6 protein-coding genes are annotated in these 11,984 nt (G+C 66.8%); 3 read left to right on the top strand and 3 right to left on the bottom strand.

The genetic code is table 11. The features are described 5' to 3' along the window. Positions 1-73 precede the first annotated feature (73 nt). On the bottom strand, positions 74-3,838 hold the full coding sequence (locus NNI01S_RS31000; protein WP_169813048.1) for a serine protease: 3,765 nt from the start codon (positions 3,836-3,838) through the stop codon (positions 74-76). A gap of 71 nt (positions 3,839-3,909) precedes the next feature. On the opposite strand from NNI01S_RS31000, the gene NNI01S_RS31005 reads away from it, so the two are divergent. After that, the gene (locus tag NNI01S_RS31005) at positions 3,910-4,245 is read left to right on the top strand and encodes a CU044_2847 family protein (protein ID WP_063024769.1); all 336 of its coding nucleotides are present in this window, start codon (positions 3,910-3,912) and stop codon (positions 4,243-4,245) included. Between the two features lie 131 nt (positions 4,246-4,376). Here NNI01S_RS31005 and NNI01S_RS31010 read toward each other — a convergent pair whose 3' ends face one another. Continuing rightward, positions 4,377-7,835: a TraB/GumN family protein gene (locus NNI01S_RS31010; protein WP_063024771.1), complete on the bottom strand. Its 3,459-nt coding sequence runs from the start codon at positions 7,833-7,835 to the stop codon at positions 4,377-4,379. A gap of 332 nt (positions 7,836-8,167) precedes the next feature. On the opposite strand from NNI01S_RS31010, the gene NNI01S_RS31015 reads away from it, so the two are divergent. Next, positions 8,168-9,880, top strand: a complete 1,713-nt coding sequence (locus NNI01S_RS31015; protein ID WP_063024773.1) for a WXG100 family type VII secretion target — start codon at positions 8,168-8,170, stop codon at positions 9,878-9,880. A gap of 85 nt (positions 9,881-9,965) precedes the next feature. Beyond that, the gene (locus NNI01S_RS31020) at positions 9,966-10,607 is read left to right on the top strand and encodes a hypothetical protein (RefSeq protein ID WP_063917767.1); all 642 of its coding nucleotides are present in this window, start codon (positions 9,966-9,968) and stop codon (positions 10,605-10,607) included. 115 nt (positions 10,608-10,722) lie between these two features. Here the strand turns inward: NNI01S_RS31020 and tuf are convergent, their stop codons facing one another. Next, positions 10,723-11,913: an elongation factor Tu gene (gene tuf / locus NNI01S_RS31025; protein ID WP_063024777.1), complete on the bottom strand. Its 1,191-nt coding sequence runs from the start codon at positions 11,911-11,913 to the stop codon at positions 10,723-10,725. Positions 11,914-11,984 lie beyond the last annotated feature (71 nt).

An 11,984-nucleotide genomic window follows, 5' to 3' on the forward strand; every position in this document is an offset into this window, starting at 1 on the left:
CACACTCCCCTCGACTGTTCATCGGAGCCCTCGACGCGAAGGTCGCCGAACGTGCCCGGATAGGGATGATCTATCAGGCCGACTCGCCTTTACGGCGTCGAATTCGCCTCCACCATGGAGCCTTCGGCGGATCGGCAGCGTCGAGCAGCAACGGCGCCGCGACGGGCGGCAGAGCTGGTTGCTGGGTTCCTGTGCTACCGGCGAGGAGGCTTCGGGCCTCCGCGACGATGTGGGGAAAGATTCCGTTCGCGACGATGCGGTGCAGTAACGGGATGGCGTGCGGTGAGCCGCGCGCGATCAGACGTCGTACCGTATCGACCTGATTGAATGCGGAGAACTGGTGGTAGTCCGCCCTGCGGACCAGAGCCGGATCGATCAGTTCCGGATCGAGATCCTCCAGCAGCTCGACCATATCCTCCACGGTGGTATCGAAGAAGTTCTGTTCGATGATGGTGGCGGCGACATCCAGAGCCGCTTGGCGATCCAGCGCCGCGAGGATCCGAATCAGCTCGACCTTCGGAAGGGATGCTCGGTTCGTGGCTTCGATGAGAACATCCCTGGCGATCGCGGGATCGAGCTCGGCCAACTGTCCGGCCTCTGCCACCACCTCGTGCCCGAAGCCGTCCGAAACGCGTTGCGACAGCGCTTCGCATGCCGCGGCGCGGTCCAGTGTGGCGAGCAGTGCGACGAACCGCTCGGGCAGTAACTCGATCTTCATAGCGACGAGCCGGTCGAACATCGTCGTGACCGCAGCGGCCGTATCCAGCTCCGCCAGGCATTCCGCGGCGATCACGAGGTCCTCGCCGGTGTGCAGGGGCATACCGGTCCATGACTCGAGCACATCGGGGTCGGCTGACCATCTCATGCTGTGCACGCCGTCGGCGGTGGTGGTGATCGAATAGGACACCGGCTGTCCCACCGGCCCCACCAGAGCGCGGAATACGTCGACACCCGCGCCACCGTCGATGGTCGCCAGGCCGATAGCGGCCATCAACCGTTGGCGGCTGTCACGGGTGGGGTCCATGGCCCACGCGATCAGCAGGTCCATGCGCGATTCGGTCTCGCCCTGCGTGCGAGCGAGACCGACGAATGTCTCGACCGAAATCGGGTCGTCGATGGAAGGCAGTGCTGTGATCTCGTGGAACCGGGTCTCGGCCAGAACAGGGTCCAGTTCCCGCAGAGTCCACGCGATGCGAACCCGGTCCAGCAAGGGCCGCGCCGGATCGAGAGCCATCGCGTCGAGGATGCCGATCGCCCGCGCCGAATCGACCTCCGCCAGGTACAGGGCCGCGTCGAGCTTCGTCGACAGCGCGGTCCGGATGTCGACGGGCACGGGGAAGAAGAAGGTGTCGGGCCCTTCGATCGAGCGCCATTCGGAGTAGCCACCGAGTTCCGGGCCCTCGCGAGCGAATTCCGCGAGGATCTCCGATCCACCCACCGGGTCCCAGCGTGCCAGTTCCCTGGCCGCGTCCAGCCGGACATACAGGGCCAGGGACGACATCGAGGCCATCCGGGCCAGCAGCTCGCAACCACGCACCCGGTCGGCGTAGGCGATGGCGGTGGCAGCCCAGATCCGGCCGTATTCCAAGGCGGCCCTGACCAATTTGCCGATGACGACCGACCGCGCGGGTTCGGGTATCACGTTGCGCTCGCGCAGCAGGACCGCGCTGAGGCCGGTGCCTTCGCCCGGAGGGAGTGGCCGGTCGCCCCTGTCGTCCCGGTTCGCGTAGATGCTGTCGGGATCACGCTCGTACAAGGCGAGCACGAGAGGGCCGATGTCCTGTCCGTCCCGTGCCCAAAGGCTGAACACGAAACGGGCGAAGCTGTTGTCGTTCGGCGCTTCGACCAGTTCCCTCTGCTCGTCGATGTAACCCACGATCGGGGTAAGGCCGAGTGCGATATCGGCGCCTCTGGTGCGGGTGAACGCGCAGGCGGCGAGAAACTCCAGAATCGTCTGGTGCAGGAACATCAGATCGGTGTCGGTCGCGGTCATCAACCCGCTCTGGACGAGAACTTCTCGGACGGCTACGCGCCATTCACCGAGCGGGAAGTTCGGCGGTTTCGTCTCGGCGGTGACGTTCACCGCCAAATCCAGCGGAGACTGGTGCCCGCCTTCGCGGAAGGTGAGGGCGACGGACTCCAGAACGCTTCGAGTGCGTTGAATGAGCAGGTCGACGGCATGCCTGGCCTCACTGCCCCACCCTTCGACGCGAGTCTGTAGTTGGGTGAGCGCACTGGTCGGACGGCGATGCATCTTCACCAACAGCAGATCGACGAATTGTTCGTAGAGTTCGGTTCGGCTGTGCGGGAGCCCGGCCTCCGGTCGTTCCGCGAACAACAGCACCAGCATGGTCGCGATCAGCGGCACGCCACCGAGTTCACCGATATCGCTGCCGTGCACGGCGTCGACGAACCGCTCGGCGAGAGCATCGGCGTCCCGCAATCCCAGACGCGCGAACCATCCCGAGGACAAGATTTCGAGATCGCCGAGGGTGAACGGTTCGAGCCGGTAGGCGGCGGCGTCGAGTTCGAAGAGCGGTTTCAGCTCGTCGCTGGGCAGCGGCCGGGTAGCGGCGACGACGCGATATCCACGATCCGGTGAGCGCCACAGCCTGGCCAGTGTCTCCACAACGGATTTCCGGTCGTCGGGGTCGATCACCTCGTCTATGCCGTCGACGATGACGAGCCAGGCGGTCTCGGCCATGGGCGGTGCGGCGAAGAACCCTTCCGGAATCCCCTGCCACAGCCGGGTTCCGAGATCCTCCTGGACACTGGTGCGCAATGCCTCGCCGAGTCCGCCGCGCAGCAGGAGCGAACGCGCCGGAATACGCACAGGGACCACCGGCGGCGGGGATTCCCCGAGCAGCCACTGATCGGCCAGGGTCGCGGTCAGTCGCCGCAGCAGGCTCGATTTGCCGGTGCCGGGGCCGCTGATGACCATGACTTTGTCGGCCATGTCGAGAACGGCGAGTGCGGGAATTCGCGTGATACTCGCGTCGGGGACGTTGACCGCCGCGTACGGGACCATCCGCTGGTCGAGATACACCTCCGACAGCAGCGGCCGGGCCGCGCCGGGAACACCGATGGCGTAGGGGTGATTGAGTGCCGCATCGCGCGCCGATTCCAGATAATCGCGCAGCATGGGTCCGGGGTAGCGCCAACCGCCGTGTCGCAATTGGTCGTCGTCGAGGCGGCGCAACCAAGCTCGCCGGTCGGCGGTGACGGCCTGCGGCGGTTCCAGGAAAGGGTACGCGGCGAGGACTCGGGCCATCGGCACCAGCCGCGCACCGGGCACGCCGCGGTCGAGCCCGTAGGCGAACCGCATGACACCGCACACCGCGCCGGTGCGCCAGTTGAGGACCGGACCACCGCTGAAGCCGGGGCCGGCACGACCGTCGGAAACGTGCTGCAGGGGCACCGCCTCCTCGCCCGGCATTCCGCGCGATGACGGCCCGGTGGCGCGGAAGGTCACCGAATCGCCTGCGCGATAGACGCCGTCGGGATGTCCGTAACCCCAGAGTTCGTCACCCGGTTCGATATCGAAGGCCAGGCATACCACGGGATGATCGATGGTCCGCTCGAGGCGCAGCAGAGCGAGGTCCGGTCCGGTTCCGTCCGGACCGGAGGGTAGCCGCCACTCGGGAACGACAGCGAGAGCGAGGGTTTCACCAGCCCACACGGCGGACACCGTCCCGAGCCCTTCCGGAACGACATGCGCGCAGGTGAGCACCAATCCGGGCGCCACGAAAAAACCTGTGCCGACGGTCTCGTCGCCACCGGCCAAGGCGAGCACAGCGTGCGACAGCGCCTCGACCAAGGCCGACCGTGACTGAGCCATGCGCATATTCTCGTCCCGAAAGGCTTTGTCGACATAGCATCTGGGGGACTGCGGAAGCGAGAGGGGATGCCGTGGAACAACTCGTTCCGGTCCGTCTGCCCAACGGCGGAAAACTGTTCGTCCGAGCCGAACCGGTCGGCGCGGCCTCCGGCTCCGACGACGAACGCGAGATCGCGAGCAGGCTGCCCTCCCTCGATCAGGTGGTCGCCTCGGTGAGCCAGTTCGCCGACAGCATCGGCCAGGGACTCAAACGGGCCGCTCCCAACCGTTTCACGGTCGAATTCGAATGCGAAATGGCCGTCGAGGCAGGTGCTCTCGTGGCGGTACTCGGCAAGGCCAGCGGGAAAGCGGCATTCCACGTCACGATGGAATGGGAAACCGGGAACGGTTCGCCCGGAGCCGAATAGCGACCGAGCGCTCCTCGCATCTCGGCAAGATTTTTTTGGAAGCGGGCCGCCGAGAGCGACGACACCGCTCCGGCCATTCGCCCGAATCGCCGGCCGGATACCGAGAGCGAGAAAGACGAATCTTGCGTGCCCTACTCCTTCGAGCCAATTGAATCGTTCTCGCTTCCCCTGACAGCGCTGTCGTCGGAAGCCGGGCGTTGCGCATCGGGCATCTGTGGGCCCGGCTGATCCGGCGTCTGCTCGGCGGCGTCGGGTTGCGAGAGCGTGGCGGCCCCTTCGCTCCGGCTCCCGTGTACCGCCTCGAGAGCGGCGGCACTGAAATCCGGTCCTGCTTCATCCAATTCGAACCAGAAGACTGTTCTGCCGTCAGGGCTTTTCTCCATGCCGTATCGGTGGGCGAATGCCCAGAGTCGCTGCTCGATGAGGGCCAGTGCCACAACCGGTATTTCGGTCCTGGCTCCGGGGGGCTGTTCCGAAGCAGGGGGGGTCGATACCTCGACTCGTAGTACCCGCTCTCCGGCCTCACCCGCTTTCGTAGCGAGGAAATCACCGCCCACCGATGTGAGATGGACCTGCGCACCGAGCATGGCATTGCCCAGATGCAAGGCGGAGATAACGTGGTCACGATTGCCCCAGTCGCTCATCATCGCGCGCAGGTCGCCGGCCACTCGCGCGAGGACGGCTTCGGCATCGTCCGTTGCGATCTCCCGGTAATGCACACGGTCGGCCGCTTCCGGTTCCGGGCCGGCCGCCGCCCGAGACACGGCGCGGCCCTCCTGCGGCGGAAGGCGTGAGCCACCCACTTCTGTCTCGAATGCGCCTTCGCCTTGGCGCAGATGGAGGATGGCGTCCGCTTCCCAGAGCGGGGGGCGGGAACGGGCGTCGCTACGCGGGGGTAGGTCGGCCATGAAGGTCTCGTCGGCCGCGTGCACCCGTTCGACGACGGAGAGCGGGTCGTTCCCACCCCATACGCCCACGGTCCTCGTCGTCAAGCCAGCATCCGTCAGCCGGGCCGCCAGTGGATGCCCGTATGCGCCGGTCGTCCTCGCCCACTCCGCAAGATCCCGCGTGATGTGGAGGCGTCCCACCAGGACTACCATCTTGGCGCTCGGATCCGCTGCCATCACTTCGGTGATGTGTTTGGCCATGGCGGATTCTCGGACATCGCGCAGCGCCGAGCCGTGTGGCGATGCGGGATTCGCGACATCGAAGGGGACGATCTTGATCCCTTCCGCGGCCATCGCTTCCACGACCTCTTGATAGGTCGCCCAGCCGGGTCCGAACCGCACCTCGGCAAGGTTGGGCCGCAGACCGGCATTGAGCGCGTCTATCGCGGGATGGTGTGGGGCCTCGATGCCGTAGTGCGTTACGCCGGCTGCGCGTAGCGCTGCCGCCTGCTCCTGAAGGAAGTGCCGTGCGGCGACGTTGGAGTGGTCCTCGCCGAGCAGCAGGATTCGGTTGTCTCGCATCAGCTCACCCCAATCGACGGGCCGCCGATACTCCAGGGCCTCCACCAGCCCCCGATCAAGCGCCTCGAGGACGTCGGCGCCGTCCGACAGGTCGTCGGGCCGGTTCCAGGATTCGTCGGAAACGATCTCGGCGTCGTCGGCTGACCGATCCCATCCGTCGCCGACCGGTTCCCTGTCGAGTGGTTCGAATCCTTCTTCCTCGGGCGAACGATTTGGTGTACCGGGTTCGCCCGAATCGTTGCCATTACCCTCACGCTCCGGTATCCAAGCGGGCCGGTCGGCGAGTGGCCGCACTGAAATTCCCTGGCTATCGGGGCTGTTGTCCGGTGCTCGTCGAGCGTGGGCGCTCGAGGCCGGGGCCGGGGGGTCGCCACCACCGGGCGCAGGCGCAGCCACATGGGGTGGGGTGACACGACGGAGGTCGCCGCCACCGATGGCGTGTTCCTCCAACGCGGTCATCCGCTGGAGCATGCCGTCGTACCAGTCCCGGTGGCCCGCGGCGTGGAAGACCGGGCTCAGTTCTTCGACTCGTCGGCGGATCTCGTGCAGTTCCGGGCGAGTGAGAGCGTGGTCGTTCCACAGGATTTCGAGGTTGTCGCCGTAGCGCAGGAAGTTCTCCGCGAAGGGCCCGGCGACATACTGTGCGTCCGGGAAGTTCTCGAATGCGCGGCTGTGGTCGATCCCCCACACGTTCCCGGCCGGATCGACCATCCAGTTGTCGCTGTTGCGATCGGGCATGCGTATCAGCACATCCATGACACCCTGGCGCATTCCCGCAGGACCGCTGAGGACCTCCGGCGGGAACGCTCTTCGCGGATACGCCTCCGCCGCCACCGTGCCGGGCACGACCTCCATGTAGACGTGGTCGCCGATGACATGCACCGCGGGCACCCGTGCCCCGGCCGCGTCGCCGACCAGCGAGCTCAGGAATTCCGCGTGCGCGTGCTGCGGATCGGAGACCACCTTGTGGATCACCTCGGTGCCGTCGTGGAAGATCAGCCGCTCCACCACTTTCGCCGATTTGCCTTCGGTGGTGAACCGCTCGATCGTCTCCACCCGCGGTGGTTCACCCGAGCGCAACAGCTCGTTGATGTGTGAGGCGAATTCGTAGTGGCGCAGACCGAGTCGAGGCGCGTCGCTTTCCGAACGCACCGCGTTACGGCCTGCGGTGTGGACACGAATCGCAGAACCCGCCGCGCCGACGAACCCGCTGCCGAAGCCGGTGATCGCGGATTCGCGAACCATCTTGAACAGATCACCGAGGCTGTGGATCTCATCCAGGTGGATCAACACCGAGGGCGCCGCGCCGGCCAGACCGCCCGCGAGGCCGCCCGCGCCACCGAGCAACATCGTGCCGCCCAAGTGCGCGGCCAGCCGGCCCGAAGCAGTGGCCGCCCTGCCACGCGTCCAGCCCAGCACACGCGGCGCGAGCCTGCGCCCCGCCTCGGCACCGGCCACGCCGCCGACCACACCACCGAGCAGCATTTCCAAGAAGGCGCCCACGTCGAACTTCTCGCGCACGCCGTCATGCAGATCCCACAACTGTGCGCCACCACTGATCGCGGCACTGGTCAGCAGGCCGATCTTCGCCGCGTGGACAGCGCTGTGCAGCGCCGCTCGTTGCGCTGCGCCCGCGGCTGCCCGCTCGCCCACCTCCGCGGCCAGTCGCGCAGCCGCAGCGGCCATCGCTTGCTCGGCTTCGATCCGGTCGATCAACGCCTTCGCGCCACCGCCTTGGAAGAACAGCAGCGCGTCATAGGCCAGTTGCGCTGCCAGCGCGATTCCCATCGCGATCAGCAGATGCTGGGTCTGCACAGCCGAATCGGCGACGTCGTGGCACTGCTTGCCCAGGCTCTGACACACCGCCGCCTGATCACGCATGGATCGCACGACCACCTGATGGCGTTCGGCCAGCGCCCTCGACGTGGCGCCCTCGACAGCTTGCTCCGTGCCCGCCGCCTCGGTCTCATAGCGGTCGGCCGAGCTGGTCAATTCACCGGAAGCCACCAGGTACGCGTCTCCATTACGACGCATCCCATCGACGTCGGTCTCCGGCCAATGACCGAGGACCAATTCCCGCACAGCCGAGGGCACCTCGGCCAGCAAACCGCTCGAATCCATCGCAGCCTGCCTCCCGGCACCCTCACAGTCGCTGCGGGACTATCTAGACATATCGGACCGCAAATCACTATTCCCAGTCCTGGCAATAGCTCTGACCATGAGAGGAGCCGACCGGCAGCAATCGCGACAGGGTGATGAACTGTGGAGAATGCAACTACCGGATGGGTAGCGAATCGAATCCTTGCCTGAATCCAGCATTCCGCTAGCTAATACTTTCGGAGCACCTGGCAAGGTGGCCTCGATCCAACGCTCCGCGCCGGGCAGTCTGACCGTCGGCGTGAAATGCGACCGCGAGGCCGCGACAATGGATTGCAATGCGTAGGGAGACGGTTGTGGGCGAGAAGTTTTCGGTCGACCCGGATAAGCTGCGCGACCACGCACCGCGGTTCGACCTGATCGGGGCGGATGTGGCGGCCACCGTGCGGAACCTGCGCGCCGCTCTGGCCGGAGAGGGCGAACCTTGGGGCAAAGACGACGCCGGTCGCGCGTTCGCCGAATCCTATGTTCCGGAATACCAACGGACGATGACCGAGTTGAACAGCCTCGTCGAGGCACTCCAGCAGGCCGGCAGCGATCTGCGCCACCTCGCGGAAAACTTCGAGAACCAGGACCGGGCGGCCGGGCAGCGTATCCACGACGCCGCCAACGAATTCCACAACGGCCCGGCCTCACTTCCGGTGCGTGCCGACGCCGGTCCCACCCATCGGCTCGGCCCCGATGCCACGGACGTACCCAGCGCCGCGCAGCCGTTCGCGGGATCTCCCGCGCCCACTGCGGCGGTCACGGCGACAACGCCGAGACAACCGGCCGCCGCAGGCTCACCGGCCGATCGGTCATCGCCCTCGTCGGCGCCGCCTGCTCGGACCCCGGGCACACCCGATGACGGGCCCGCCTTCGGTCAGCGGCCGGGCCAGGCCGGGGGGTTTCCGAACGGCGCAGATCATCTCGGCGCCGAACAGCCGGGCTTGCCCGGCCCCAGCGTGAACCCGTCTCGTCAGGCGGATGCCGCGCTCACCCGGCCTACGCCGGGCAATCGGCCGTCCTCACCGTGGACGAAGGCCAACGCCGAAACGAGGCGAGCCGCTGCCACGCAGTCCGCCGCCACGCGATCCGCCGCGAAGCAAGCCGGCGGCGCGGCGGCGGGCAGTACGCCGTGGTCCAACGCCGCAGGTCGACCGCCGAGAGTGTCCGCCCCGGACGCGCGCACACCCGGTTCTCCGCCGCGCATGCCCGGCCGGCCCACCGCACGACCGGACCAGAAGAACGAGAAGCCGGACCGGAAGGTGAACGCCTCCGCCGAGTCTGTCGCGGCACGTCTCGCCAGAGAACTGGCCGAGCGCCACGGCGTGCGCGCCTTCGGCTTCGACACTCCGGGCGTAGCGGCCGAGGCACTCACCGACATCGTCGCCGCAGTGGACGACGTGCTGCCGCGATACCCGCAGATCACCCTGCGCGCCATCGGAATCGAGGAACTGGCTGACGGCGAAACGGCTCTGCTGGAATGGGATTCGGTCACGACAGCAGAAGCGGCGGGCCCCTCCGATGGCACTCCCGATTCGTCCGGGAAGCGCTTTCCGGGGGCGGCCGAAGCGCTGCCTACCGCACGTGTCGTGCTGGCGGTGCGCGCTGCCACCGATCCGCAGTATTTGCAGCGGACCGTCACCGCGGCCGACAACGCGGGACTGCTCGCACCGGGATGCGCCCGGCGGCCGGTGTACTCGTCGATCGTGCGGGAACTCGGCAGAGCGTTCGACGGGGCAGGCCGCTTCCACGCTCGCGCCGCCGCACAGCGAGCGCTGCTCACCGCCTATCTGCCGCAATTGAGCACAGAGGACAAAGGCTCGCTGAACCGCACGGTGACCGCCTTCCGGGAATGGCGGTCGCAGTTGAGCGGCCACAGCTTCGACGGCGGACGATTCCAGCCCGCCACCGCGCTGGCCGAGGCGTTCACCGACGTCGTCCTCAACGCCACACAGGCCGCACCGCCCGCGCAGGTGCTGCACCGCCTGCTGGTCACCACCGCGAACTCCGCCGCATCCCGGTGATCATGGCAGCTGTGCGAACATCCGGCGCGCGACGGCCAGGTTCGCGAAGGGAATTCCATTGCGAGGCAGAGATATCGTGAACGGCATGCGATGGATGGTTGCGGTGGGACTGGTGCTGCTGCTGGGCGGCTGCGCGCACACCACGACGGGCAGACCGCAGCCGGTAGCGGGGACCTCGCAGGCGAGCGCGCCGGAGAAGGCCGGGGACCTGCAAGATCGGATAGCTTGGATTCGGCAAGGTACGCCGGTTGATCTCGCCGGCTTTCACTCGGCCCGGACCGACGGCGGTCCGGTGACCGACCTGCGGAACGATATCGCGTTCGTCAGCCCGACCCGCAAAATCAGTTGCATCACCGGGACCGCGCTGGGGATGGACGGATTCGACTGCGTGGTCGACGTGAAAGACCCGGTCCCCGCGCCGGGTACGGGCTACGGCCAGTGGTTCGGCGGGTATGTGACCTACTCCGGTCAGCGGTTGACCGTGGGCCAATTCCGAGGTGACCCAGGACTTTTCATCAATGGCGAGGGCGCGACGTTGCCGTATGACAGCACCATCGCGTGGGGCGCGTACCTCTGCCGCCTCGCGACAACCGGACTCACCTGTGTGCATCCGGACCGGCACACCGGCGTGCAGATGAGCAGCGAAGGCATCGTTCCGCTCGGCTGCCTGCGCGAACTACTGGAGGCCGAGCGCGAACCGGCCGTCGGCCGCGCTTACACCTGCTGAGCCGCAGTCCTCGATCCCGCGAATCGGCGGATCGGCGCAGCCGTTCGGCCATCCCCCGAAAACGCGAACGGCGCCGCTCCCGAAGGAGCGGCGCCGTCACCAGCGATTCAACGAATCACTTGATGATCTTCGTGACGCGACCGGCGCCGACGGTGCGGCCACCCTCGCGGATCGCGAAGCGCAGACCCTCGTCCATGGCGACCGGCTGGATCAGCTTGACGGACATCTCGGTGTTGTCACCGGGCATGACCATCTCGGTGCCCTCGGGCAGGGTCACAACGCCCGTCACGTCAGTCGTACGGAAGTAGAACTGCGGACGGTAGTTGTTGAAGAACGGGGTGTGGCGGCCGCCCTCGTCCTTCGACAGGATGTACGCCTGGCCCTCGAACTCGGTGTGCGGGGTGGTGGTGCCCGGCTTCACGACGACCTGGCCGCGCTCCACGTCCTCACGCTTGATACCACGAACCAGCAGACCGACGTTGTCGCCCGCCTGGCCCTGGTCGAGCAGCTTGCGGAACATCTCGATACCGGTGACCGTGGTCTTGGTCTTCTCCGGGCGGATGCCGACGATCTCGACTTCCTCGTTCACGTTGATCACGCCACGCTCGACACGACCGGTGACAACGGTGCCACGACCGGTGATGGTGAACACGTCCTCGACCGGCATCAGGAACGGCTTGTCGGTCTCACGGACCGGGTCCGGGATGGACTCGTCGACCGCGGCCATGAGCTCCAGCACCGACTCCGACCACTTCGGGTCGCCCTCGAGCGCCTTCAGGCCGGAGACCCGCACGACCGGCGCGTCCTCGTCGAACTCCTGCGAGGCCAGCAGTTCGCGGACCTCCATCTCGACGAGTTCGAGGATCTCCTCGTCGTCGACCATGTCGGCCTTGTTCAGCGCGACCAGGATGTAGGGCACGCCGACCTGACGGGCGAGCAGCACGTGCTCACGCGTCTGCGGCATCGGGCCGTCGGTGGCGGCGACCACGAGGATGGCGCCGTCCATCTGCGCCGCACCGGTGATCATGTTCTTGATGTAGTCGGCGTGACCCGGGGCGTCGACGTGCGCGTAGTGGCGCTTCTCGGTCTGGTACTCGACGTGGGAGATGTTGATCGTGATACCACGAGCCTTCTCCTCCGGCGCCTTGTCGATCTGATCGAACGCGAAGCTCTCGTTCAGATCCGGGTACTTGTCAGCCAGCACCTTCGTGATCGCTGCGGTCAGCGTGGTCTTGCCGTGGTCGACGTGACCGATGGTGCCGATGTTGACGTGCGGCTTCGTCCGCTCGAACTTCGCCTTCGCCACTTTTTTGTCCTCCTGGACTTGTTGGTGCGTGCAATTGCAGCAGTGCGGGGTCATCCCCGCGGACAACGGGG

It is taken from the genome of Nocardia niwae NBRC 108934 = DSM 45340, from assembly GCF_001613465.1.
GTDB lineage: Bacteria > Actinomycetota > Actinomycetes > Mycobacteriales > Mycobacteriaceae > Nocardia > Nocardia niwae.